The sequence below is a fragment of the Ruegeria sp. CF8 genome (genome assembly GCF_056537285.1).
Genome location: NZ_JBQFRG010000001.1, coordinates 95,207 through 120,597 on the forward strand (window position 1 = coordinate 95,207; position 25,391 = coordinate 120,597).

At 55.3% G+C, this 25,391-nt stretch carries 22 protein-coding genes and 2 pseudogenes; 11 read left to right on the forward strand and 13 right to left on the reverse strand.

What is annotated here, in order from left to right:
• Window positions 1-73: 73 nt before the first annotated feature.
• Window positions 74-1,213: an LPS export ABC transporter permease LptF gene (gene lptF / locus ACR0EV_RS00470; protein WP_480798307.1), complete on the forward strand. Its 1,140-nt coding sequence runs from the start codon at window positions 74-76 to the stop codon at window positions 1,211-1,213.
• Here the strand turns inward: lptF and ACR0EV_RS00475 are convergent.
• Window positions 1,210-2,043 carry a LysR family transcriptional regulator gene (locus ACR0EV_RS00475; RefSeq protein ID WP_480798308.1) on the reverse strand — a complete coding sequence of 278 codons (834 nt, stop codon included), beginning with the start codon at window positions 2,041-2,043 and terminating at the stop codon, window positions 1,210-1,212. The two genes, lptF and ACR0EV_RS00475, sit on opposite strands and share 4 nt — an antisense overlap.
• A gap of 101 nt (window positions 2,044-2,144) precedes the next feature.
• Between ACR0EV_RS00475 and ACR0EV_RS00480 the strand changes: the two genes are divergently transcribed.
• Entirely contained in the window at window positions 2,145-2,735 is a 591-nt protein-coding gene (locus ACR0EV_RS00480) for an HD domain-containing protein (RefSeq protein ID WP_480798309.1), read from the forward strand.
• On the opposite strand, the gene speB is transcribed toward ACR0EV_RS00480, so the two are convergent.
• The 10 genes from speB to ACR0EV_RS00530 all read right to left on the reverse strand — a co-directional run bounded on the left by speB (window position 2,732) and on the right by ACR0EV_RS00530 (window position 13,740).
• Window positions 2,732-3,574 carry an agmatinase gene (gene speB / locus ACR0EV_RS00485; RefSeq protein ID WP_480798310.1) on the reverse strand — a complete coding sequence of 281 codons (843 nt, stop codon included), beginning with the start codon at window positions 3,572-3,574 and terminating at the stop codon, window positions 2,732-2,734. The genes ACR0EV_RS00480 and speB overlap by 4 nt on opposite strands.
• The gene (gene nspC / locus ACR0EV_RS00490) at window positions 3,571-4,740 is read right to left on the reverse strand and encodes a carboxynorspermidine decarboxylase (protein WP_480798311.1); all 1,170 of its coding nucleotides are present in this window, start codon (window positions 4,738-4,740) and stop codon (window positions 3,571-3,573) included. Before nspC ends, speB begins: the two co-directional genes overlap by 4 nt.
• Window positions 4,741-4,815: 75 nt before the next feature.
• Window positions 4,816-6,039 carry a saccharopine dehydrogenase family protein gene (locus tag ACR0EV_RS00495; RefSeq protein ID WP_480798312.1) on the reverse strand — a complete coding sequence of 408 codons (1,224 nt, stop codon included), beginning with the start codon at window positions 6,037-6,039 and terminating at the stop codon, window positions 4,816-4,818.
• A 24-nt stretch (window positions 6,040-6,063) separates the two neighbouring features.
• Window positions 6,064-7,953 carry a biosynthetic arginine decarboxylase gene (speA, locus tag ACR0EV_RS00500; protein ID WP_480798313.1) on the reverse strand — a complete coding sequence of 630 codons (1,890 nt, stop codon included), beginning with the start codon at window positions 7,951-7,953 and terminating at the stop codon, window positions 6,064-6,066.
• A 101-nt stretch (window positions 7,954-8,054) separates the two neighbouring features.
• Window positions 8,055-9,140 (reverse strand): DUF1513 domain-containing protein, encoded by a 1,086-nt coding sequence (locus ACR0EV_RS00505; protein WP_480798314.1) that lies wholly within the window; start codon window positions 9,138-9,140, stop codon window positions 8,055-8,057.
• A 3-nt stretch (window positions 9,141-9,143) separates the two neighbouring features.
• Window positions 9,144-10,154 carry an imelysin family protein gene (locus ACR0EV_RS00510; protein WP_480798315.1) on the reverse strand — a complete coding sequence of 337 codons (1,011 nt, stop codon included), beginning with the start codon at window positions 10,152-10,154 and terminating at the stop codon, window positions 9,144-9,146.
• 3 nt (window positions 10,155-10,157) lie between these two features.
• Entirely contained in the window at window positions 10,158-11,651 is a 1,494-nt protein-coding gene (locus tag ACR0EV_RS00515) for a di-heme oxidoreductase family protein (protein ID WP_480798996.1), read from the reverse strand.
• Window positions 11,652-11,664: 13 nt separating this feature from the next.
• Window positions 11,665-12,150 (reverse strand): bacterioferritin, encoded by a 486-nt coding sequence (bfr, locus tag ACR0EV_RS00520; RefSeq protein WP_171238592.1) that lies wholly within the window; start codon window positions 12,148-12,150, stop codon window positions 11,665-11,667.
• Entirely contained in the window at window positions 12,098-12,391 is a 294-nt protein-coding gene (locus ACR0EV_RS00525; protein WP_480798316.1) for a (2Fe-2S)-binding protein, read from the reverse strand. The genes bfr and ACR0EV_RS00525 overlap by 53 nt, the downstream gene beginning before the upstream one ends.
• A gap of 77 nt (window positions 12,392-12,468) precedes the next feature.
• Window positions 12,469-13,740, reverse strand: a complete 1,272-nt coding sequence (locus tag ACR0EV_RS00530) for an imelysin family protein (protein ID WP_480798317.1) — start codon at window positions 13,738-13,740, stop codon at window positions 12,469-12,471.
• A 255-nt stretch (window positions 13,741-13,995) separates the two neighbouring features.
• Between ACR0EV_RS00530 and ACR0EV_RS00535 the strand changes: the two genes are divergently transcribed.
• Entirely contained in the window at window positions 13,996-14,523 is a 528-nt protein-coding gene (locus ACR0EV_RS00535) for a ZrgA family zinc uptake protein (RefSeq protein WP_480798318.1), read from the forward strand.
• Window positions 14,524-14,670: 147 nt separating this feature from the next.
• Here ACR0EV_RS00535 and ACR0EV_RS00540 read toward each other — a convergent pair whose 3' ends face one another.
• Both ACR0EV_RS00540 and ACR0EV_RS00545 read right to left on the reverse strand, forming a co-directional pair.
• Window positions 14,671-15,693: a HupE/UreJ family protein gene (locus tag ACR0EV_RS00540; protein ID WP_480798319.1), complete on the reverse strand. Its 1,023-nt coding sequence runs from the start codon at window positions 15,691-15,693 to the stop codon at window positions 14,671-14,673.
• Window positions 15,693-16,517 (reverse strand): peptidyl-prolyl cis-trans isomerase, encoded by an 825-nt coding sequence (locus tag ACR0EV_RS00545; protein ID WP_480798320.1) that lies wholly within the window; start codon window positions 16,515-16,517, stop codon window positions 15,693-15,695. The genes ACR0EV_RS00540 and ACR0EV_RS00545 overlap by 1 nt, the downstream gene beginning before the upstream one ends.
• Before the next feature lie 497 nt (window positions 16,518-17,014).
• On the opposite strand from ACR0EV_RS00545, the gene ACR0EV_RS00550 reads away from it, so the two are divergent.
• The 8 genes and pseudogenes from ACR0EV_RS00550 to ACR0EV_RS00585 all read left to right on the forward strand — a co-directional run.
• Window positions 17,015-17,632 carry a DUF4329 domain-containing protein gene (locus tag ACR0EV_RS00550; protein WP_480798321.1) on the forward strand — a complete coding sequence of 206 codons (618 nt, stop codon included), beginning with the start codon at window positions 17,015-17,017 and terminating at the stop codon, window positions 17,630-17,632.
• A gap of 1,146 nt (window positions 17,633-18,778) precedes the next feature.
• On the forward strand, window positions 18,779-19,246 hold the full coding sequence (locus ACR0EV_RS00555) for a hypothetical protein (RefSeq protein ID WP_480798322.1): 468 nt from the start codon (window positions 18,779-18,781) through the stop codon (window positions 19,244-19,246).
• Between the two features lie 2 nt (window positions 19,247-19,248).
• Entirely contained in the window at window positions 19,249-20,535 is a 1,287-nt protein-coding gene (locus ACR0EV_RS00560; RefSeq protein WP_480798323.1) for a hypothetical protein, read from the forward strand.
• A 5-nt stretch (window positions 20,536-20,540) separates the two neighbouring features.
• Window positions 20,541-21,803, forward strand: a complete 1,263-nt coding sequence (locus ACR0EV_RS00565) for a hypothetical protein (protein ID WP_480798324.1) — start codon at window positions 20,541-20,543, stop codon at window positions 21,801-21,803.
• Entirely contained in the window at window positions 21,790-22,692 is a 903-nt protein-coding gene (locus ACR0EV_RS00570) for an OmpA family protein (RefSeq protein ID WP_480798325.1), read from the forward strand. The genes ACR0EV_RS00565 and ACR0EV_RS00570 overlap by 14 nt, the downstream gene beginning before the upstream one ends.
• A gap of 5 nt (window positions 22,693-22,697) precedes the next feature.
• Window positions 22,698-23,525, forward strand: a complete 828-nt coding sequence (locus ACR0EV_RS00575; RefSeq protein WP_480798326.1) for a hypothetical protein — start codon at window positions 22,698-22,700, stop codon at window positions 23,523-23,525.
• A gap of 897 nt (window positions 23,526-24,422) precedes the next feature.
• Window positions 24,423-25,051: pseudogene (locus ACR0EV_RS00580) on the forward strand (IS6 family transposase).
• Between the two features lie 54 nt (window positions 25,052-25,105).
• Window positions 25,106-25,344 (forward strand): annotated as a pseudogene (locus ACR0EV_RS00585) (tripartite tricarboxylate transporter permease); the annotation flags it as partial.
• Window positions 25,345-25,391 lie beyond the last annotated feature (47 nt).

The window sequence follows — 25,391 nt, forward strand, 5'->3', positions numbered from 1 at the left end:
CTGCCAATCCCTGTTTCCTCTGCCGACAGAATGGCCTAGTGTCCGCTGCAAACAAACACACTCACGAGGGACCATGTCGCGTTTTGATGGATACTTCCTGCGGCAATTGCTGATATTGTTCGGCTTTTTCACCCTCGTGCTGGTGGGCGTGTTCTGGATCACCCGCTCTGTCAGCCTGTTCGACCGTGTCATCAGCGGTGGGCAATCGGCAATGGTGTTTCTCGAATTTACCGCGCTAACGCTGCCAACCCTGATCCGTACAGTCATGCCAATGGCGGTTTTTGCAGCAGCAGTCTATGCCACGAACCGCCTAAGTCGCGAAAGTGAGTTGACGGTGATGCTGGCCACAGGCTCTAGCCCACGCAGGTTGGCGCGTGCCGTTGTTCTGTTTGGGGCGATTACTGGGCTGATGATGGCGGCCATCAGTGTTTTCCTGCGCCCTGCTTCGGTCGAGCAGTTGGAAATCCGGCAGGCCGAAGTCGCAGGGGATGTGACAGCCCAGCTGTTGAACGAAGGCGAGTTTCTGCACCCCGCCGAAGATGTCACGGTGTATATCGGGCGTATTGATCTGGATGGAACGCTGCATGAGGTATTCGTGTCGGACCGGCGTGATCAGGAAAATGCGGTCAGCTATTCCAGTGCCACAGCTTATCTGGTCAACAATGACACCGGTATTCACCTTGTCATGGTCGATGGCGTAGCGCTGCGGCTGACCAAAGAGGGAAGACGGTTGTCCTCGACCCTATTTCAGGATGCGTCTTACGACATATCGGAGTTGACCAGCGCTAGCCCTATGGCACAGCGTAGCCTGGAAGCCATTCCAACGCTTGAGCTGATCCAAAACCGGGCTGAGATTTCTGCCGCGGAAGGGTATAGCGAAGGAAAACTGGTCGAAGAATTGCACCAGCGATTTTCCTGGATTGCTATCTGTGTCGCCGTTGCTCTGGCTGGGTATTCAACACTGATGCTGGGCAGTTTTTCCCGGTTCGGGCTTTGGCCACAGATCCTGGGTGCGTTCACCATTCTGGTGCTGCTTGAAGGGGTCCGCGGGTTTGTTTCGCCGGTTGTCATAGATGACCCCAAGCTTTGGATTCTGCTCTATCTGCCTGCCATAATGGGGGTGTTGATTTCGGGCATCTTCCTGCTGATTGCGGGACGTCCTATTCTGCGAAAGCAAGCGCGCACAGACAGAACGATGCCGACACCCGCTTAGGCACGCAGATCTGCCAGACAACTGCGAAGTTCATCAAACTCGGGCTGGTCACTGCGCGTAACCAGATACATTGGCAACGGCAAGACGACGCTATCTTTCACGCGTTCCAGTTCGCCTGAGATGAGGTGGTCCGAAACAACATAGTCTGGGAAATAGCCGCAACCCCCGCGCTTTAGGACATACCGCAGCGCCATCATGCAATTACCCAGAAACAGGGTTTGCCCGGACGCGCGTCGCGCGGCTGATCTGACGTGGTCCTGATAAACCTCTCCCAGCTCAAGATTAACGAAAACCAAATCATCTTCGGAGATTTCCTTTTGCGGTGTCTGCACCAATGACAAAACCTCAGGTTCCAATTCGCACCATGTGACACGCCGGTCCGTGGGTTTTTCATGCGTGATGGTTGCATCCAGCACATGAGTTGCCACCGCTTCGACCATGTCGAGATCGTGATCGTAGTTCAGCGTCAACAACAGTTTGTCAAAACGCTGTTCAAAGCGCACCGCGAGGTCCACCAGCAATGGGTCCCAAATGCTGAGTTGCCCCCCTAAGCGCAGCGCCGGGCGGCTCTGGGCCTGCATCGGTAAATCGTGCGAAGCAAAGGCCCACAAAGAGAGCATCTGTTCCGCATAAGGTTTGAATTGCCGGCCGAATTCAGTCAGAGCCGTACCCCCGGCACCGCGTGTGAACAACGGCCTGCCGGTTTCTTCTTCGATCAGGCGAATGCGCGCGCTGACGGCTGTCTGAGTGACGTTCAGCTTACGGGCCGCCGCATGGAAACCACCGGTTTCGGCAACACAGAGAAAGGTCTTAAGAGCTTTGGTTTGCATATTGACAGTATTTTTTCATCAATTCGATAAAATCAATTCATTTTTTTGAACAGCAAAGCTGCGGTATTCCTTAGGTCAGGAAACTCGCCGGAGGATCAGCAATGCTGGACAAAAGCCACAAACCCACCTGGACCAGTTTTGAAGAGGCTACCAAGGCCGACTGGGACGCCGTTATGGAGTATGAGGAGGCATATAATGCCGCTTTGCCTGACCGCATCCTCGACGCCATTCGGTCGTTGGACGAGGAATGGACACCCTATCCCGTGAACCGCTATCAACACAGCCTGCAAGCTGCGACGCGTGCGTATGAGGACGGAGCAGATGAAGAATTGGTGGTCGCGGCCCTGATCCATGACACCGGCGATATTCTGTCGCCCTACAATCATGGTGAGCTGTCAGCGGCGATGATGAAGCCGTATGTCAGCGAAAAGACTTACTGGATTCTCAAGCACCACTGCGTGTTTCAGGGCTATTACTACAACCACCACCTTGGCGGCGACCGCAACGCCCGCGACAAGTACCGCGACAGCCCCTATTGGGAGGACTGCCGCTATTTCTGTCACGAATACGATCAGAAAGCGTTCGACCCGGATTATCCGACCAAACCGCTAGAGTTTTTCGTGCCCATGCTGCGCCGTGTCCTGAACAAAGGCGAAGGGCATATGGAGTTGAACGAAACCTCTGAGGCTTAGCAGGCCGCCATCAGCCGATAGACGATCTGCGCGGCAGTAAAGTCCCAGGCGGCGTTGCCGTCCGGGGCTAGTTCGACCACGTCGTAGCCCACGCATTTGCGGCCTTTCAAGGCGTGTTCAACCAGACGCAAGGCTTGGTAGTACCCCAAACCTCCCGGCACGGGCGTTCCTGTTGCGGGCATCTGGGACGGGTCCAGACCGTCGACGTCAAAGCTGACATAGATCAGTTCAGGGAAATCCTCGGGCAGGTCGACCGCGTGAATGTTTCCGGTGACCAGTTCCTCGGCATCTACGTGAAAGACGTGGTTTTTTAGACGACTTTTGGCCTCTTCTGTGGAAAAGGCACGGACGCCGAACTGGGCCAGCCGGACGCCTTCTTCGGCCAGCAAGTGCATGACCGAGGCGTGGGAGTGCCTTTCACCCTGATAGGTATTGCGTAGGTCGGCATGGGCGTCGATCTGGACGATTCCGATTGGCTGGTCCAAAGCGCGCGCTACACCCATGACTGCGCCGTAGCTGAGCGAATGCTCTCCACCCAAGGTCACCGGCACTTTGCCCGTACGAACAGCAGCTTCGGTGCGCTGGGCGAGGCTTTCCATGACATCGGGCAGGGGGCCGTCGCAGTTCAGTGGTTCTTCGGTGAAGATGCCCTCGACGCAAGGTTCGGCATGGCCGGTGATGCGTTCCAACTCGTTGCTGGCCTCGATAATCGCCTCGGGACCCTTGGCGGTGCCCGAGCCGTAGGACACAGTGCGTTCTAGCGGCACGGGGATGACGCGGAACCGCGCGTGCTCGCTGCGTTCGGATGCGGTCAGTTCACTGTCGAGGAAAATGCTCATGAAAGGCGGTCCTTAAAGTCGTCATAGCCGAACTGTTTGATGATTTTCAGTTCGTCCGTTTCGCTGTTCCATAAGGCAATGGTTGGCAGGGGAACACCGTTGAAAGTATTGGTCTTGACCATGGAGTAATGGGCCTGATCGAGGAAGGCGAACCGCTGGCCGATTTCCAGCGGCTTGTCCCATATGTAGTCGCCGATCACGTCGCCTGCCAGACAAGACGGACCACCCAAACGATAGGTATGGCCCGCCTCTGCCTCGTCCATCAGGGCGGGGCGATAAGGGGCCTCAATCACGTCGGGCATATGGCAGGTTGCTGAGATATCGGTGATCGCAAGGTTCATGCCGTTTGTCGGCAAGTCGAGGATTTCTCCGACCAAAATACCGGCATCCAGCGCGACGGCCTCGCCAGGTTCGAGGTATACATCAACATCGTAGGTCTTGCGAATGCCCTTGATGAATTTCACCAAACCCTCGCGGTCATAGTCGTCACGCGTGATATGATGGCCACCGCCGAAGTTGAGCCATTTGAGCTGATTGAGAAAGGGTTTGAGTTTGGGTTCAACGGCCTCCCACGTGCGTAGCAGTGGCTCAAACCCCTGTTCGCAGAGGGTGTGCATGTGCAGCCCATCCACACCGGTCATGGTTTCGGCGATTAGTTGGCTGACAGGTGTGCCAAGACGTGAACATGGGGCGCAGGGATCGTATTTGGGAATCTCACCTTCGGAGTGTTCAGGGTTGATCCGCAGACCGACCTGAACGCCCGCAGCCTGCGCCCTGGAGAGGAACCGATCTTTCTGAGCCGGAGAGTTGAAGATGATGTGGTCGGACAGTGACAGGATTTCGTCGATATCACTGTCCTTGTACCCGGCGCAAAAGGTTGCGACCTCGCCACCGTATTCTTCGCGGCCCAGCCGGGCCTCATAAATGCCTGACGCGCAGGTGCCGCCGAGGCGCTCTCGCACCAGTGGGGCCAGCGAGAACATCGAAAACGCCTTGAGCGCGCTGAGGACATGCGCGCCGGATTGCGTGCCAATGTCGGAGAGGATGGTCAGGTTGCGTTGGACTGCTTTTTCGTCGACCACGAAGCAAGGTGTGGGGACACGGCTTAGGTCGAAATTGCGGAAAGCGCCGGCGTCTCCGGCTTGTGTGGTCATCATGTCGGACATAACCGGCGTCTCCGTGTGATGGAGAGGCCGGGGGCGCTGCCCCCGGACCCCCGGAGTATTTAGGAAAAGATGAAGTTAAAACTCGACCGGGCCGTCGAGTTCGTGGACCTGCCATGGCAGACCGTGGGTGTTCAGCATGTCCATGAAATCATCCGGGTCCAGCTGTTCCATGTTCCAAACACCCGGATCGGTCCAGTTGCCTTTCAGCACCTGTGCCGCGCCGATCATCGCAGGCACGCCGGTTGTGTAGCTGACGGCCTGGGAGCCGACCTCGGCATAGCATTCCTCGTGGTCGCAGATGTTGTAGATGTAGTAGGTCTTTTCGCCTGAGCCATCCTTGGCCTGACCTGTTGCGATGTCGCCGATGCAGGCTTTGCCTTTGGTTTCCGCGCCCAGATCACCGGGATCGGGCAGCAGGGTTTTCAGGAACTGGATCGGGATGATTTCCTTGCCGTCATGCATCACCGGGTCGATGCGGGTCATACCGACGTTTTCCAGCACTTTTGCGTGGGTGATATAGGCGTCGCCGAAGGTCATCCAGAAGCGCGCGCGCTCGATCTCGGGGAAGTGGGTCGACAGCGACTCCAGTTCCTCGTGATACATCAGGTACATGTTTTTGGGACCGATGGCAGGGAAGTCGAACTCGACCTTGTGAGTCATGGCGGGGGAGTGTTTCCACTCGCCACCTTCCCAGTGGCGCACTTCGGCCAGCACTTCGCGCAAGTTGATTTCCGGGTTGAAGTTGGTGGCGAATTCCTGATCGTTCGAGCCGCCATTGGCGTCCAGCACGTCAATCTGACGGATGGTATCCAGCTTGTGCTTCTTCAGCCATTTCGCGAAGACGCTGGTCACGCCCGGATCGAAGCCTGAACCGAGGATGGCGGTTAGGCCCGCCTCTTTGAAGCGTTCCTGATAGGCCCATTGCCAGTGGTATTCGAACTTAGCCTCATCCTCGGGCTCGTAGTTCGCGGTGTCGAGGTAGTGGATGCCTGCCTCAAGACACGCGTCCATCAGAACCAGATCCTGATAGGGCAGCGCGAGGTTCACGAGGATTTCCGCACCGGTTTCCTTGATCAGCTTGACCGTGTCTTCAACCTTGTAGGCGTCCAGTTCAGCGGTGGCGATATCAACGCCCACGCGCTCTTTCACCGCTTTGGCGATGGAGTCGCACTTCGACTTGGTTCTGCTGGCCAGGGTGATTTCGGTGAAGATGTCCGAGTTCATCGCCATCTTGTGCACGGCTGCGTGGGATACGCCGCCCGCGCCGACAACCAGTGTTTTGCCACTAAGTGAACCCATGGGGGTGATCTCCTCTCATAGGGGTTATTCGTAATAGGTGTAGCCGTTGATCGAGTCGCGATAGGCGCTCATCAGGGTTTTGCGGTCCTTGGCTTTCAGAGTACCGGTCGAGATCGCCTCGTCCACCATTTTGCGGAACGCGGCGACGCAATCGGTCGGATCGAATTCGACGTAAGACAGGACCTGACTGATCGTGTCGCCCTCTTGTTCGTGCAGCAGGTCAAAGCCGCCATCGGCGCGCAGGTCGATGGTAACGACATTGGTGTCGCCGAACAGGTTGTGCAGATCGCCCAGTGTTTCCTGATAAGCGCCAACAAAGAAGACACCCATGAAGTATTCGTCGTCTTCAGGCAGCGAATGCACTGGCAGGCTGGGTGAGACACCATCGGCCAGGATGAAGCGGTCGATCTTGCCGTCGCTGTCGCAAGTAATGTCGGACAGGACTGCGCGTCGGTCGGGTGTCTGGTTCAGGCCCTGAAGCGGTACGATGGGATGGAGTTGATCAATGGCCCAGACGTCGGGAAGGGATTGGAACAGCGAGAAGTTGCAGTGGTAGATATCGGCGACTTTCTCAAGCTGCTCGTCCACATCCGTGTCCAGTTCGTCAGAAGCGGCCAGCGCCTTGAGGCGAGCCATCAGCGACAGGTAGATACGTTCGGCGCGGGCCATTTGGCGCAGGTCAACATAGCCGCGGCGGAACAGGGCGCGCAGTTCATTGCGGTAGAAGGTGGCGTCGTTCCAGCATTCCTGCAGGCGGTCTTTGCTGAGGTATCCGTGCACGGCGGCGAGGTCTGAGACCAGGTGATGGTCGTCTGCTTCGACCTCGGGGCCGTTGGGCGCGTCATAGAGGGTGCTTTCCAGCACGTTGAACACCAGCATCGAGGACGTCGCGACAACCGCACGCCCGCTTTCGGTGACCAGCGTGGGGTGGGCAATCTCGGCCTCATCCATCGCGTAGGCCACGGTTTCGACGACATTGGCGCAGTATTCTTCGACCGTGTAGTTGATCGAGTTTTCAGCGGCCTTCTTCTCACCGGTGTAGTCCACGCCCATACCGCCGCCCAGGTCGAGGTGGGTCAGGGGCACGCCCTCGCGGGTGAGTTCGGTGTAGTATCGGCAGGCTTCGCCCACAGCACGGCGGACATCGTTGACGTCTTGCACCTGGCTGCCCAGATGCGAGTGTTGCAGCTTCAAACAGTGCAACAATCCGGCTACTTTTAGCTTGTCCACCGTAGCGACCAGTTGATCTGTGTTCATGCCAAAAGCAGACCGGTCACCCGAGCTTTCTTCCCATTTACCGCTGATTTGGTTAGTCAGTTTGACCCGGACACCGATCAAGGGTTCGATGCCCAGTTCGTTGTAGACCTTGATCACCGTGTCTGCCTCTTTCGGGCTTTCCAAAACGATGACTGTGTTGAAACCAATCTTACGAGACAGAATCGCCAGCTGGATGAACTCGGCATCCTTGACACCGTTGCAGACGATCAGCGCCTCAGACGCCAGCCGATGAGCAAGGGCTACCACCAGTTCAGGCTTGGACCCGGCCTCGAGGCCATAGTTGTACTTCTTACCGAACTCGACGATCCGGTCGACCACCTGCGCTTGCTGGTTTACCTTGATCGGGAAGACACCGCGATAGGATCCCTTGTACCCCACGCGTGCGATGGCATCGTGGAAACTTTCGTTCAGATGCGCGATTTCATGTTCCAGATAAGAAGTTACCCTCAGAACCATCGGCGCTTTGATGCCCCGGTCATCCAGATCGCTCAGGATGCCCGGCAGGCTGATTGCTTCAGCCTCGGGCGCCATTGGATTGCGCAGACCGATCTCGCCCTGTTTCGTCACCTCAATGAGGCCCTTGCCCCATTTCTCAACCCCGTAGATGGAATGCGGTGCGTCGGGCGTCTGTTTCAATCAAGTCGGTCCTTAACGTAGGGGTGCCAGTTTCGCGCCCGCCAATACGGCAGCAGCTTGATTCTTCCAAGTGTAAACTATGTGATAGTGAAAACCGAATTTTACGCGATGCGGCGGATCGGGATCAAATGATTGTCCCACTGGCACTTCTTATGGGCGCGGATCGCAGGCGAAGTACCGTTCAATACGCCAAACAGGCCGGTTCCGGTGGTAAAGACCAACCCGTCCGTCCCTGCGCCCAAGCCGCACACATCCTGTAACGCAAAGGCGTTCGTCAAGGCCCCTCTGGCTGTGTCGAACTGATGCAATGTGTTGCCGCGCGGGCAAGTGATGGCAATGGTCGCACCATCTGGCGCAAATGCGATGCTGCCCGCATAGCCTTGCAGCGCGCTTTGATCCTTGTCGGGGGCCGTCAGCTGACGAGGATTTTCACCCCGACGGTGCAGGCCCAGCAGGGGCGGATGCTTGGCGCTGCTGCCTTGCCACTGCATCGCAAAACCTACAAGCCCATCTTGCCGAACAGCCAGATGACGGATCGAGTTCTTATGCAGATCTTGAGGCAACGAAACCTGATCCAGAACAGTGCCGGACAGGCTCAGATAGGTCAGATTAGGGGCCATAACCGGCAGGTTCAGCTTCGTGCGCCCGGTTTCGGGATGTGTTTCTATCCCACCATTGGCGACTACAAGAGTTTGCCCATCGGGCATCAGGCGAATGTCGTGCGGACCGATGCCGCCTGAGGAGAATTCACCTATACGTTCATAGCTTTCCGCATCCCAGATGCTGATGCGGCCTACCCCGGCCTCGTAGTCATTCTCGGTTGCGAAGAAAACCGCGCCGTCCGCCGAGAATGTGCCGTGGCCATAGAAATGGCGACCTTCTGGGGCGGTTAGCTGTGCAAGCTGCGCGCCGGTGGCGCAGTCAACGACTATGGCAAATGTTCCGGGGCGGCGGGCAAAGGCGACAGCCTGCGCCTTGTACGGGTGCGCTGCGGCTGCATGTCCGCGAGCGGGCAAGGGCACAGTAAACAGGGTTTCGCCTTGTTCATCCAACCCCGCGAACCGGTACGAGCCATCGGGAAAAAGCCCTGCGGCCAGAAAGTCAGGAGCACCGACGCTCGCCCATCCCTGGATCGGAGACAGGGTTGTCGCGGCCAGACCGGCCAGAAAATGGCGTCGTGAGGGCACAGATCAATCCCCGTCCAGCGAATTGAAACCTGCGCTGATCCCAAGGGTCGGACCCAGTTCGGTGGCGGCAATACCGCGGATATCCCGAATGGATTGTTGCAGGGCTTCGATGCGGAATCGGGCCTGCGGGTCAGCGACACCGGCCAGCGCGGGATCGTCAATGGATTGGGCGTTCTCGATTGCGCGGGCAAAGGCGGCGTCCAGATCGGCTGCGATTTCGGGATGATCGAAGGACAAACGCGCCGCCAGGTCGCGCAGGGCGATCAGCGACAGTTCTACGTGACGCAGCGACCGCTCGGATCGGCGCGCTTCGGCCCGGTTGGGACGCGGTCGGTCGAATGTGCCCAAAGGGCGGCCCAGTCGTGTATCGGCAGTAAACTCAAGCCCTGCAGACAGGGCTTTGAACAGCTCTTGCAGGGCTTCGTCCTGTGTCCGATACGGGCTGTTGTCTCCGGGTTGAGTCAGGCTGGGCGCGTAGCTTTGCCAGCCTTCTGTTATGGCTTGGGCATTGGCGTCAATGTCCGCCGTGATCGCCTGAATAAGATCGCAGCGGTACTCTGCACTGCCTTGATCGGCAAACGTGGGATCGTATAACATCCGCTCCAACGCAAAGAACCCGCGCCCCGCGATGGACGTCTCGGCATAAGCTTCGGGGCTTTGCACTGCTTCATCCTCGGTCGCGATATGCTGTGAAAGCGCCTTCGCGGTGAACCCTTTCGTGTCAGGCCAGAAAGCCAACGCAAATGCGCGGTCATCGACCTCGGTTGGGCCAAATCGCAAGTGGCTGGCTGAAATCCAGCTGTCAAAGGCGTCATCATATGCAGCACGCAGCGCAGGCGAGGTCGGGGTGCAATCTACTAAGGCGGCACTTACGAGTGCGCCGGTTGTCTCGCGCAACTTGTCGAACCGGGGCAGGATATGCGTTTCGGTCACATCCATCAGGATTGGCGCGCGATCCTGCGCCAGTGTCGCGACGGGTATGATCAATGCGGCGATGAGGGGCAGGTAGCGCATGTGTCAAAGGCTTTCCAGAAAACGGATCAAGGCATCGCGGTCTGACTTGGGCATCGACACAACTGTGTCGCGCGCAGCCTGTGCCTCACCGCCATGCCACAAGATCGCCTCTAGCAGATTGCGCGCCCGTCCGTCATGCAGGAATTGTGTGTGACCCGATACACGCTGGGTCAGACCAATGCCCCACAAAGGTGGCGTGCGCCATTCGCGACCCGTTGCGCGGGCCTCGGGGCGATTGTCTGCCAGACCTTCGCCCATGTCATGCAACAGCAGGTCGGTGTAAGGCCAAATCAGTTGAAAACTGTGCTCGGGCCGGTCTTCCATGCGGTGGGTTACATGCGACGGCGTATGGCAGGACGCGCAGCCTGTGGCGTGAAACACTTCTTTGCCACGCAGCACTTCTGGGCTGTCCACATCCCGGCGACCGGGAACGCCCAGATTGCGGCTGTAGAAGGCGACCAGATCCATGCCTTGCTGATCAATCTCGAACCCGCGCACGTCATTGTGGCCATGCGGGGCTTCAACGCAGTTCACCTGCAATTCGGTACAATCGCCTTGCGGCGCGGGATAGAACGGGCTGGATATGCCGATATCGCCGGCAAAGGCCGCTGCCGATTGTTCCATTATGGTTGGCATACCGGCCTTGTGCCCGAACCGACCCATCATCGGTGCCCCATATTCGACGGACCAGACGATATTGGGGCGCCCTGAAATACCATCGCCATCCATGTCGTCTGGATCAGCCTGTGCCAACAGATCTTCGACAGGGATCGCTTCAAGCAGACCTAGCCCGATCATCTGAGGTGCGACACGAGGGCTCAGCATCGCGTTGGGGTGCAGAGGCCCATAGCCCAGGTTTGCAGCCTGATAGGTCGGGTGGCGTAGTGAAGCGGTTTCACCCTCTGATAACTCTACAGGGATTTCCTTGTACGCTATATCCAATCGGTACTCTGCCGGATGCCCTGCCAACGCAAAGTCCTGCATCTGTCCGCCATAGTTGGGATCCGGCAGGGTTGCGATGTAATCTTCGATTCCTGCAGGACCATCTTCTGGCGCGCCGGGGATCGAGATCCGAAGGAACATGGAAATCGCCTTGTCCTCAGGTCCGTTCGGAGTGTGCCCGCGCCCATCCTTGATATGGCAGCGTTGGCAGGATCGCGCGTTGAACAGCGGCCCCAACCCGTCAGAGGCCAGCGTGGAAGAAGGCGACGAGACCCAGATTTTTTTGAACAATCCATTGCCGACCTTGAAGTCCAGCTCCTGATCGAAACTCAGGTTGCCAGAGGGCTGTGAAAACGCATCTGCGTTATTGCGCACGCGTACAGTCGCGGCGCCTGCAGAGAGCTCTTCAAACGGCTGCGGCACGCTGAAATCCAGCGGCGGGGCTGTGACGAGGGCGATGCGGGCGCGCTCATCCATGGTTCGGGGGGTGATGTTCAGATGCAGATCCTTCAGATCCGCAGACAGGGCAGGGGCGGCCGCAAAGGCGGCCACCATAAGGGTAAAAAGGCTACTCGCCTTCGTCCATTTTTGACGCGTTGAGTTGCGCATAATTTGCTTCGCCGATCCTTTCGTACAGGTCGAGCTGCGTTTCGAGGAAGTCGATATGACCTTCTTCATCCGCTATCAATCCTTCGAACAGCGACATGGAGACATAGTCGCCCACTTCGCGGCAATGATCGCGCGCCTCGGCATAAAGTGCACGCGCGTCCAGTTCGGCGGCAAGGTCACATTCCAGTGTTTCCTTGGGTGTTTGCCCAATACGCAGCGGGTCCAGTTTCTGCAGGTTGGGGTGGCCTTCCAAAAAGATGATCCGCTCGATCAGCTTGTCCGCGTGCTGCATCTCTTCGATGCTTTCCTCGCGGCTTTTCTTGGCCATGTGGCCAAGGCCCCAGTCCTCTTGCAGCCGGTAGTGCAACCAGTACTGACTGACTGCGGTCAGCTCATGCCGCAGAGATTTGTTGAGATATTCGATGACCTTTGGATCGCCCTTCATCTTCTTTCTCCTGAGTTACTGCTGCGCGTAAGGCACGCAGTTGCATGGGGACTTCCAGATTATCGCTTGCCCGCATCGTGTCTAGGAAAAGAGGCATGCACCCGCCACAATCCGCTGACTTTCCAAGGGCATGGTAGATTTTGCCGGGGGTGATAATGGTCTGTGGATCCGCCGTACGCATCCAGTCGATGGCGGCGCGGATATCATGATCAGAGATGTTGGTGCAGTGGCAGACAATCATTGTCGTTGGCTCGGGTTTTTCAGGCGATCAGGTAGGGATACGGGCCGGAAAGCAGATATTCCCGGCCCGCTCGGGGGTTATTGGAATACGGCGTTGGGGTTATCCAGGCTGTCGGACCCTTCAAACGCGATCCCGTCCAGTTCAAGTGCTGTTACGATGCGTTCGATGGTTTTGGTTTGATCGACCAGACCGTTGACTCCACCCATGATCAGGGCCTCGCCACCTTCATTGCCGCGTTCCAGCATCTGGTCATAGGCAAACCCTGCTTCCGCAGTCGACTTGATCTTGCCCAAGGCTTGCATGGTTGCGGCCAGTTTCGCCTTCATCTCGGTGTCCAGCGCCGGGTCGGTTGCGGTAACCAGATCCGAGAGGGACGCGCCCGAAACCGGTGTTCCGTCGATGCGCGTGTAGCTGCCCAAATAGACGTTCTGAATGCCCAGACCGTCATAGTAATGGCTGTTATGCGTGTTGTCCGAGAAGCAGTCATGCTCTTCTTCGGGATCGTTCAGCATGAGCCCCAGACGCATGCGTTCACCGGCCTGCTCACCGTAAGACAGTGACCCCATACCGGTCAGGATCGCACTGACGCCTGCAGCCTCATTCTCCATCAGGGCGGCACGGGCGGCGCCGCCTTCCTTCCACTGATCTGCCATCCAGGCCAGATCACTGACCAACAGATTGGTCGCAGCACTCAGGTATTGGGCGCGACGGTCACAATTGCCGCCAGTGCAGTCATCGCCTTGCACATAGTCGGTGGCCGGGCGGTTGCCTGCACCTGCGCCATGGCCGTTCATGTCCTGCCCCCACAGCAGGAACTCGATCGCATGATAGCCTGTGGCCACGTTGGCTTCGATTCCATCGGCCTCGTGCAGCGTTTCGCTCAGCAGCTCGGGGGTGATTTCGCTGGCATCAATGGACTCGCCCGACAACTCGAAGCTCAGGTTGGCGATGACGTTCAACACGGCAAATTCGTTCTCGTCGGTGGCGCCGCCATAGGCCGCATCGACATAATCGATCAGACCTTCGTCCAGCGGCCATGCATTCACCTTACCTTCCCACTCATCAACGATGGCGTTGCCAAAGCGGTAAACCTCGGTTTGCTGATAGGGCACGCGTGCTGCGATCCAGGCGGCGCGGGCCGCGTTCAATGTGGCATCCGAAGGTTCCGCGATCAGCGCATCAACGGCTGCTTGCAGGCGTTTGGCTGCGATCAGGCTGTCATCAAATTTTGCTTCGGCAATATTGGCGTAGTTTTCCAGTACATCTGCCTTGGCGGGCGCGTCACCGGCAAAAGCGGCGGTCGCTGCGCAAAGTGTCAGAGCGCTGGCGGCAAAAAACAACTTGGTCATGGAATTGGTGCTTTCTTGTCTGATTGTGCGGGAATGCCCCGCTCGCATTGCGCCTGAATAACTGAGTTAATTACTCAGCAAAGTCAACCTGACTTTTATTGTCGGAAATAAATTTAAAGCCCAGAGCTACTAAACTCCCCATATCTGGTGGGGTCGGAACAGGCCGTTGCAATTGCACGCCGGTTGATTCGCGCTAGAATCAGCGTTGTGATTCTGTTTGTGGCGGTTTGGTTAATGAAGTGTGCAGTCCTGGCCATGTTCCTGTTTCCCGCGGCTCTTGCAGCGCAAGCAACGCAGGTGACATCGCCTCATCAACATGGCACAGGCCAATTGGACATTGTTCTGACTGAGACAGGGTTTTCATTGAAACTCAATGTGCCCAGCGTAGATATCGTGGGATTTGAGGCTCCGGTTTCCAACGATGACGAACGTACGCAAGTCGCTATCGCGATTTCTGAATTGTCCGAGCCCTTGGATCTGTTTGTTGTCCCGGAAGAAGCAGGATGTTTCACCGCATCCGCAAATGTGATCCTGACACACGACATTGCGGGTCAGGTCGATACCGACGGTGCTGCCTCCGGAATATCCCCCAACGAGAGTCATGCAGAGTTTCAGGCTGACTATGTTGTCCAATGTCAGGACATGAGCTTGCTGGACAGCATTGATTTTGCCTATTTCGAGAAATTCAGTGGAACGGAAAAACTGTCAGTCCGTGTCGAAGCGGGTGGGGCAACGCAAACCCATGAAGCGACCCGCGAAAAGCGCAGTATAACCTTGCCGTAAATTGGACAATTGCCACACTTAGCGCTTGTTTGGTCGGTGGTTGGCTTCTGGGTAGTGAACGCTGTGATTTGTCAGGGACACTAACGCCGAAAAATAGACCCACGGAAAATTGCGCCCCGAAACTGACGGGCTGCTTTGGTCTATTGTCTACGTCCAAAATCCCACAACACGTTCTACAAGCCAATAGGATGCGATTGCGCCAATCGCGTAGCTTACAACGATATCTGCCAGGCCCTTCCGTTCGGTTTGGATGCGGGCTGCGGCAGGAATAAGCCGTGTGCACACAATGCCAAGCATCAAGACAACACCAACAAACAGCAATTGGCCAATCTCGACACCGATATTGAAGCCTAGGAGCGCAATGAAGATATCGCCCTGGGGCAGCCCAATCTCGCTGAGAGCACCGGCAAAGCCCAGACCGTGCAACAGCCCGAACGAGAATGACACGATCCAGGGCCATCGTTCAGACAGGCGCAGTGTGTCGTGGTTCCGTTTGGCGATTTCGACCGCCAGAAACACGATAGACAATGCAATGACGGCTTCAACTGGCGGAGCAGGCACGTGAAGCAACCCAAGCGACGCCAAGGCCAGTGTAATGCTGTGGGCAACTGTAAATGCGGTGATTGCTCCGATCAGCCGCCAGACGTCGCGGATCAGAAAAAGCAGGGCGAAAACGAACAGCAGGTGGTCGAACCCTTCAAGAATATGTTCGGTCCCCAATCCCACATAGGTCACCAGTACCGACAGGCGGGTGGTTTCGGCAGGGATGAGGAATGTGGTTTCTGTCGGCGTAAGGCGTGTGCTGGTCGCGGGCGAAGCCAACAGGTGCACCCGTACCAATACATCCGTTTGCGTGTGTTCTAGGCCGGGAATTTCCAAGTTCGCCCCTGCGATCCCGCCGCCGCAGACGGTCTCCCAACTCGACACCCAGGCCGCGCCATCGAAATACGGGGCAGGGGGATGGGCAACTTCGCATTGCTCGGGCAAGCTGACGTCAATCGCCATCGGTTGCCCCTGCACATCCGGTTTTCGCCAGAATATGCGATAGCTTTCTGGGCCGGTTTCGGTGATCTCAAGATAACCCGGTTCAAGAGCGTGGGCATGTACAGCTGTCGCCTGAAAGATGGTCAGCACGCCAAGACCCAGAATGAACGCAATGTGGCGCAGCATCAGTTGACCACCCGCTGGTCATTTTCGACAGTGATTTGGTACTTGTGCTGCAATCCCTGCACAAACGCATCTCTGACCACTGACTGGTTAATTTCCCACCACTTGGCTAGCACTTTGTCTTCAACATCTGCCAGATCGGGAAGTTCGGCTGAGGTCCTGTCAATCACCCGCACCAGATGCAGCCCATAGCCGGATTGTACCGGACCTGCCCAATGGCCATCCGGAAGCTGCTCCAGCGCTGCGGCAAATCCAGTACCGAACACGCCGTCTATTCGAACAGTCGGAGCGAGCGTTACCTGGGAAGGCAGAAGGGTCAGATTCCGCAACCCTTCAGGCGTGCGTCCATCATTCAGCGTGGCCAAAATGGTTTCGGCCTGCGCAACAAATGCGGGATCAAGCACCACCTGCTCAAACCCAATCTGAGGCGGAGTTCGAAACTCCCCCGCATGAGCGCGATAGACCTCCTCCAGATCCTCTTTTGTTGGCGATGCCGCACCTGCGGCCGAAGTCGCAATGAACTCCATCTTCTTTCGCAGGCGGTTGCGAATGATCGGGTCTTGTTCGTCCATGCGCAAGGCGCGCGCCTCGCGCACCAGGACTTCTTCAAGGACGAGATTGGTAATCAACGCATCCAACTCTTCCCCGTCGGGCTTTCGCCTCCTAATGGCTTCAAACTGCCGTTCCAAAGCTTCGATATCGGTCTGGGTGATATCAATCGCCTCAGTGTCAGGTTCGTTGCTTCCAACCAGTGCGAACAGTACGAAGATTCCCGCACCCATCAGAAGGAAATGAAGAAACGGTTCTCGAAGAATACGAATTGCCATTGAGTTGTGCCTATCGGCCAGTTTCGTTGATGAACTTTGAGTATCTTTTCGCTATCTATACATAAAAATAAAACAATATGTGTGGGGAACGGGGTTTCCGACCTCGTACATGCTGCGAAAATAGCGCAAATTCTACAGCAGTTCTTGCGTTTATGAGACATGTCAGACCAAAGTGTTTATCCGTTGTTTTAGGGTCATCCTTGACACCCTATGGACAACGGTTGCTGCAAAGCTGAGATTTACGGCGACATCTGTAGGGACAGGTAGAGCGGCCTTTTCGCTGTAAATTTCACCAGCCCGAGCAGCCGAAGACAACGCAGATAGACCAAAGTCGAACGACAAGTCGGGCTGGAAAAGCACTGGGAAGGCGCAACAGGATGTCCAGAAGTATCCAGCAGCGATGAACGGATTTGCTTTTGTCGCAGTTGGCGCCTTTCATAAGGCGATCCCTGAAGCGGTAGCACTGTTCTTATTGGGTACGTAACAAGGAGCAAGACATGATCGAGTTTAGCATTGTTGCTTTTTTTGGGCTTTGCCTTCTTTTCGCAGTCCATCGACTTTGCTTTGCAGACGGCAAGTGTGAAGCCATACGCCGCCTTGGCTATACCTTAGCGGTTTTGACACTCTGGCCACCCGCGGCGACCCTAGCCCAATCACAGGAAGAAATCAGTGTAGCGAAAGCGACATTGTCCAGCCTGCAGGGTATTTCTTTCAGCAATAACACAGAGTATTGCGGCTACCTTGCATATGATCCAGACGGTAAACTTGTTGCTACCCCCGCTCAGCGTGGTGACAACAAAAGCTGCCTTTGGGATCAGAACGAAAACGGTTTGGTGCTTGTTTTGTCTTATCACACGCACGGGAGGTTCGATCCAGAATACAGTTCGGAAGTTCCAAGCGTTGCAGATATTGAAGCAGATGAAGATGAAGGTATCGACGGCTTTGTATCAACGCCAGGCGGGCGTTTGTGGTACGTAGACACAGAGCGAATGGAAGTGCGCCAAATCTGCGATATAGGATGTTTGCCGAAAGACCCCAGGTTCGTTCCGGGTTTAGAAGGGGAAATCTCCTCGGTTTACTCTTATGAGGATCTTCTTGAATACGAGAGCGACTAGCTTCGGGTAAAGGTCCTACGAAACCGTTGCTCTACTTCAATAGTAAAGATCACAAGTAGGGGGATCCGTGTAAGAGTGCGGTTGATAATCGAGTGAACGGTTCTTTTCCCCCTCGGATTTGCTTGCGCTGATTACACTTCAAGCTGCTTGCCCAAATGAAGAGTTGCCATATAGTGAAGCAACTCCGCGCGAAATTTGTGTTCGCGAATGGAGCGTACCATTGAGTAACAAAGATACCATTCGAAACGGTTTAGTGGTTTTGAGGAAGACTCGGCAGAGGGTCTTTCGACATTAATTTTTCCAAGGGCCTAATTCTCATGTTGGCGGTCAGAGCGATGACCAGCCAACCCGGCGCTCGTTCGGCTCTTGATTTGCGCCAAGGAAGACATGTTCGTGTTCAAGCGCCGACGTCGCTTGGCAGCTGTTTAATTGGGCTTTCTGAGCAAGCTTGATGGTCATTTTGGTTATGAATTCAAACGCTGTGTGCCGCGTTGTGAGTTATTTGTGCAACGCTTAAAAAGTTCGGATTGTTTGATCGCCTTATGGGTGCATTTCGCTTGCTCTTGCGGAGATTGGCTGTAAACAAATCTCAAGAGCACGTAAATTAGCAAGTTGAAGAAGAATGAAGTTAAGATACTTTTTTTAAACAAGATTTAAAATTACATCAATGCGAAGCGGGCTTGAATACCTTTCGGACGCTCAGTAATCAATCAAATTGAGTCGAGAGATAGGGATTGAGATTCCAGTGTTTCGTCATGCGCTGATCACTCATAAGTAGAAATTGGTGCTCGATATCATGATGGTCAATAACCCCAAAACAGCGGCTCGGGGCCGCAGTTTCCGAAGCTGCAGATCCTTTGATTCCAGCGTGCGCATCAGGTGTGGTCTGTCGGGTTAATCCAAGCCAATCCTGACTTCTCGAGGTTAGTTAACCATTCGCTAACGGATGATCTTTAACGGTCAAAATTCGGCCAAAAATATCAGGCGGCAAGTTTGGTCGCCGCAATAAAAACTGGGTGTGGGAAGTGAAAATTAAAATAAGATGGAGGTGCCACTTTGATAGGGTTGTGTGAAGCCGCTGTAGGTCGGTTTGTTCGTTTGGGTTGCGTTCCGGTGCTGTTGGTGGCGCTGACAGGGTGCGCAGGAATGACAACTCAACAGAAAACGTTAGCTTGCGGCGGAGCCGTTATTGGCGGCACCCTTTTGGGTGCGCATGTGGCGGGTAGCGAAGGTGCAGCAGTCGGTTTCGCGCTGGGCGGCGCTGCTTGCGGTGTGATTTTGCATGTGGCTCATGAAAAGGACCAGGCACGTATCGCAGCAGCGCAGAAACAGGCGGCCTTGTCCAACCGTTCCAGCAAGAAAAGCTTCACCACCCAATCCGGGAAGAAGGCAACCGTAACCACCAAAGTCGAGCCACGACCGAAGCCCAAAAAGCTTAGCGACAGCTTGTTTTCGGCAATTCCAGCCTCAGCCGCGAGCAGTGAGCAACCCAAGCAGGAATACTGTCGCTACGTCAGCCAAACAGTGACTGTCGAAGGGCAAAGTGCAAATCTCGGCGGCCAAATGTGGTGCTCGACCGACGGAGATTTCAAACCATACAAGGGAGGGCTGTAAGCATGGATGGTCAAATTCGCAGCGCTAACTCAGCTTATCTTTCGATGGATCTTTCGCAGGGTGGTTCAACCGGGTCCGAGCTTCTGCAAGCGGCGGAGGACGAAGCCCGCAAATCTAAGATCATGCTGACCGACATTGTTGGGGCAGTGCCGGCGTATCTTACGCCGGCCATGGCGAATTGGTTTCAACTGCACATCATGGCAAACCGTCGGGCCGCACTGGATGAGATTGACGCCAAATTCGGTGAGGCAGAGCGAACTGTGCATGGTGAACCTCTGTTCTATGAACGGCGTCGAAACGAAGCTGAGGACAAACGCGTTCTCAACAAGCGCGAAGCGATGGCAAACTGCCGCGAGCAAAACAAGGTTTTGTTCGAGAAGATCGACAGTTCCAAAAGCGATCTGGCGATTAAAAACAGCCGCTTTGAAACTTTGCGCAATAAGCACAAGCGGGAGCCGAAGTCTCCGAATCCGATCTTATATATGCTGGGAATCCTTTTGATCGCGGTTGCAGAACTAGCGATCAACTACGAGTCGTTCCTTGCGATCGAATACTTCTCACCCGCAATTGCATTGGGAACCTCGCTGGTTGTAGCTGCCGCAATCGCCGGCTCTGCCCATGGTTTCGGAACCATGATCTGTCAGTTCCGCTATCGGTTCGATCCAGCGCGTCGCGACGATGAAATCAGTTCTGGCTGGATGATGCTAAGCCTCAGTCTGACCGCACTGAGCATAGCGCTGGCCGCGGTCTGGTGGGGTCGAGTGATTTATTTTGATGAGCTGATGAGAGAGACTCTTGTTACCGGTGGAAACAGCGCAAGCGCGATGCGTGTTATCGGTGGGTCAATGCTGGGCAATATCCTCGTCTGGATCTTGGGCGTGTTGCTGGCCTATTTCACGCATGATGCCGACCCCAATTTCCCGGCGCGGGCAGAAGAGCTTCGCAAAGAAGAGAAGGAATACAACTCTCTGAAACAACGCGCTGAAAAAGAGACAAAGCGTGCGTTTCAGCAAGCCGATGCCACCTTGGAAAACCAGTTGGAGGACATCAGCAACCGGAATGACTCCATGTCCTCAATTCCTGAGCATCAGGAAGCACGTGAAATGTTGCGTCAGGTTCAAGCACAAGACCAGAAGGTTTTGGGTTTGTTGATGAACTACCGTGAAGCTCTTGTTCAACGGCTCACCGAAAAAAGTGTGCTGCAAAAACCGCTGGAACGAAGTGATGAGTACGCGACGATTTCACGGGAAGAATACTCGGCGCTTGCCCTGCAAATGAAGTATCTGTGACCACCATGGCTTTTATACGACTACAAAAATTCGCCTACGTTTTTGCTGTTTGTTCGGGGGGCGCGTTGCACGCGGCCCCTTACACCAACGAGCGATACTGTTCGTACGAGGATTTGCCTGAGGCATTGCGCCAGACCGTTCTCATCATTGACGGTACGGTCATTTCACCGGAAGCAGCCGAGACCGGTGCTTCTGAGGAAAACCAGGATTGGCGGCAGTTTGCCGTGTCATATTTGGATGCGTCCCCGGAAAATTCACAGATCAAGCTGGCTCCACGCGAGCGAGTGACTGTTGTAGCTACCAACGCTGCGGGGTCCGGTTCCAAACCTTTAGTGACTGGATGTGTTCCGGTCTTTTCTTCGGATGAACGGGCGGCACTGCAGGGGCAATCTTCCAAGTTGTCCATCTTTATCGGGAAAGATTGGCTGAGTGAATGGAAAGCAGACACGAAAGAGTTCCGACGCCAATCTGTTTTCAAGCTGGTGGATGAAGTACGCGGGCTTGGCGCGCAGGATGTAGCCCCGGCGGCTTTCCGCGATGGTGCCCTCGTGTCTTCACTAAAGCGAGGGGCGGTCGTCAACGTTAGCGACGGTGTCCCGCGCGTGGTCATTTTTACCGATCTGTCTAAGTACGAGTTTCCGGATGGTGATGTCGAGACCGTGCGCCGATTGGGCTTTGCGGATGGTCAGCAGGCCGGTATTGATTTTGATCGGGCGGAACTTCACATCGTCTCAAGAGGCGCGGGCGTATCAGACGAAGTTGCAGCCTATCTGGACGCGTTCTTTCTTAGCTCTTCTGCGCAAGTTGCCAGCTACAGTGACTCGTCGGGGCAAATCTCCGATACTCCTGAACCTGCGAAGGTCGAGTTCTATCAGGGCGCCTGGCAAATCGGTGGTTTTGGCAAGTTTCCCGTCCGCATGCGTCTTGCCACCGACCGCAACGGAAGTCTTGTTCACTCGTGGATCGAAGAGAATCGCGATGGGCAACGGCCGGTTCCGATCTCGGGATCTCTGACCTGTTCTGGAAACGGTCAATGCGACTATATCGGCGATTCAAAGTTTGCCCAGTCGTACAGTGTGTCTGCAGGTTCTGATCCTGAATGTGGCCAGCACATGCCATTTCTCGGTTACCGAAGCCTGAACATGACTGTGGCGCAGGATGCTGTTGCTGGAGAGATCAGTGATCAGACCTGTTTTACCGAGGAACAGGAAAGCCAAGGCGACGCCTTCAAACTGGACCTGCGAAAGATTCCAGATGGACTTTGGTAAGTTTCGAACAAGTCTGGCTGCTGCGTTTGCAGCGGCCATCCTTTTTTCCGCGTGCGGCGTGTCTGCGCAGCAATCGCTTTGCAAGGACGGTGAGGTAGATGGCGAACCCTGCACGGTCGAGGCGTGGCAGACGGTTGAAATAGAGCACAATTTCCGCCTCCAAAGGTTGCAGCGATTGTCCAAAGGGCAGGCTGGCTTTGACTATTCGGCTGCCGTTATGCCGCGTGACATGCATGGGCTGGCCGATTTCCCGGTCGATATTCCAGTACTGCGGGTCGTGGCCAAATCGGATGTCTTCTTTGACACGGGCAGCACGGAAATCCGCCAAGAAGCGCTGCCTTTTCTGGACATCATCGCCGAAAATCTGCGACTGGAGCCTCCCGATGTGGCGCTGTTCATTGGCGGTCATACGGATTGGCGCGGGAGTGCTGAATTCAATATGGACCTTGGCCAAAAGCGGGCACAGAGTGTAGCTGAAGCATTGGTTCGGCGTGGCATTTACCAAGCCCGCATTTTCGCGGTGTCATTCGGTGAGCACATGCCGATTGCCGACAATGATACCCGGGCTGGAGAAGCAAGAAACCGTCGGGTAGAGTTTCTTTTCGGTGCGCGTCAACAGGCCGTGGTGACCGTGCTTGAACAGCAGGCGATCCTTCTTTGCCCGAAGTCCGAATGTGGGACCGAGCTGAAATTTGTCGCTCGGGAAGTTCTGGTTCCGCTGGAGCATCGAAAGAAGGTTCTGGAATTGGCCGCTCGGTACGAATCTGTGTCGCTGGATGCAAACCTTACGCCTGAGGAACTAGCAGAAGAAAAACAGATCATCGAATTGGCGCGAAAGAGCATTCCCGTCGTGCTGGAGCGCAAACGGATTTATATCGAACTAAAGTGATCTGGTTGAGCTTTGACTTAAAAAAAATACTGTTGGTAGCATGGCTCGTCGGCGCGACCTTTGTGGCTCAGGCCGTTCAGGCCGAAGCGGAGCTGGATCTTGAGGCTTCGAACGCGCTCGTACGTTGCCAGACCGCGTTCGACGAAAAGGCCTTCAAACATGCGCAAGGAATTCTCTTCGACGGTGACTTGCTTTGTATCTATGGTGCGATATCTTCTTCAGCCGCCCAAGCGATCATCTCACGAAACCAGCTAATGCAAGTCAAGACAGTTGTCGCCCGTTCTTATGGAGGGGACGTGTCTTCATGGTTGGCTGCGGCGGAGAGTTTCGCAAATGGCATCGACCTATTGATCGTCGATGGGTTTTGCTTTTCAAGCTGTGCGATTTACTTGCCACCAATGGCTGAGAAAATTCTGGCCGTTCCAGGATCTCTTCTTGTTTGGCATGGAGGTCCAAACCGTTGGAACGATGCCAGAGACTACGGAGCTGTCTCTGATCAAGACCTTGAATCCTATGCCGACCTGAGCCAACGCACAGAAAACTTTCTCGAAAGTTACGGGATTAATCCTCTGATATTGTGGGTTTCCCGGCAACCGTTGAGTCCGAGGTATGCAAGGCAACTGGCCTCAATGGGCCTAAGCGATCGAACAATGGCTGGCTATGCGTTTTCACCCCGACGCCTAAAAAACTGTTTCGGCTTTTTGTCAGTCGACGATCTTTGGCACCCAGGAGGGAACAAAAAAGTTCTGCGGTTAAGCAAGGAAATTTCTCAGAAATATGTGGTGGCGGAATCACCAAAGCAAATTGTGCAATGTTCAAATCTAACAGAATGAGTGTGGTGAAGTAGCGCCATGAGAGAATACATTCGGTGCAGCTATGGATTTAGGCTCACCTGCCAACAGTTTTCTGGCAGAGAATTTCTGGCGGTTTACAGGGGCTTTTGGGGCGATGAGGTTCGGAAGGATACCCGAGAATGCATCTTTGTGGTCGGCGACAGGCCAACAGCACGGTATCCGCGCCCAGACACGGCCTCATAGCTTACCGCAAACTGCGAAAGCTCGCTAGACCGGTGAAGCACCTCGGACTCCCATTGTTCTATCAGTCGTCGGGGATGCGGTGCTCCGGACACTTCAATCATCTCCGGTATCGTTTGAGTGGAAAAATACTTACAAGGTACAAAAACCTTTTGGCCCCAGAATATACTACCGATATTTCCAGAGTTCTGCATTTCTCCGTCAATCAGGTTCGGGAGGAAGTTCCCAATCAGGTTCCCGTTTGGTCGATGCATAGCATCAAAATGGTATGCGATTGACGCATCGGCCAAACTCTTGAGACACAAGTGAGTGAGAGAATGGACACTGCATCTGAGCTTGCGAATTCCCCACCACCCTCTCTAAATTGAGACCCCCTGGGGTGGATACTCACCTCGGGGGTCTTTTTCCACGCGCGACGCGGGGACTTATCCTTTGCACCTGGCATCGCCGCGAGTCGTTCGTGGCCGTGTTCATCCCCCGTGTTAGCGGGCCGATTGTCAGGACAGTTCAACGTGTCCCTTGATTCCGTTGCTGAGCTTGTAGTTCACCCGTGAAAAGAACTCGCCTTGCGGCACGACAGTGCCCACGCCGGATTTCACCCATCCTCTGCACTCCAGCGTGAAGTTTTGGGCTATAAGCTTTCCGTCTGGGATCTTGACGCGTCCGGCGCAAGTCCATGCATTCCCGAGAACCGTAATGCGAATGATCCCGTATCTGCGATACACAGTGTCGTACTGGGACTTAGAGGAAATCCTGGCAGAACGCTGCGCTCTGGTGGACAATACCACTCTCAACAGGTGGGTTGTGAAGTATTCACCGATGATCGCAGCAAGAGCGCAATCGAAGAAACACCTAACGCTTAGCTCCTGGCGAATGGACGCGACATATGTTCGTGTTCGCGGCAATTGGAAGTATCTTTACAAGGCCGTCGACAATGCAGGAAATACCCTTGATTTCATGCTGTCTGAGCGGAGGAATCGTCCAGCAGCAGCACGGTTCTTTGCCTAAGCGCTGTCTTCGAATGGAAACCCGAGCAAGATTGTCATCGACAAAAGTGGCGCCAACGCAGCGGGTATTCTAGAGGTGAACAAAATCCTTAAACGGTTTGTTCGCCCCGCCAAAATTCAAACAGTCAGTTCAAAGTACTTGAATAACCTGATCGAGCAGGATCATCGGTTATCAAGCGTCGCATGCGGCACATGTGCGGGTTCAAGTCCGCATCGGCTACTCTGGTCGGAATTGAGGTCGACAACATAATCCAGAAGCAGCAATTCTCTAGCGCTGCGACCTCGGAATTTCGGATGTTTGCTGAGCTCGCAGGATAGATGTGTCCAGTAAGTCGCCGGCTCTGGCCGTTCCAAAAGTTTGCGACACTTCCCGCCACCATCCTACGCTTTGCCAACTACCCGCTGGCACCGCTGTTGATCGGCTTCTCCTCGGACGGCCGCTGAACAACAATTTATTGCGCGTCATGCAGCTTTACGACGGGATGGGCTTTATCTGGCAACGACCGATGACACTGGGTCTGCTGGCAATCGCGGTGCTTCTTGTCTTACTTCCAAGCTACCGCCAACGCCGGGCGCGCGCCCGGGCTGAAGGCGTCGCAGGCGGTCATTGAGCATAGAGTTCGTTTGGTGTGTTAGGAAAATAGCACTCCAAACGAAT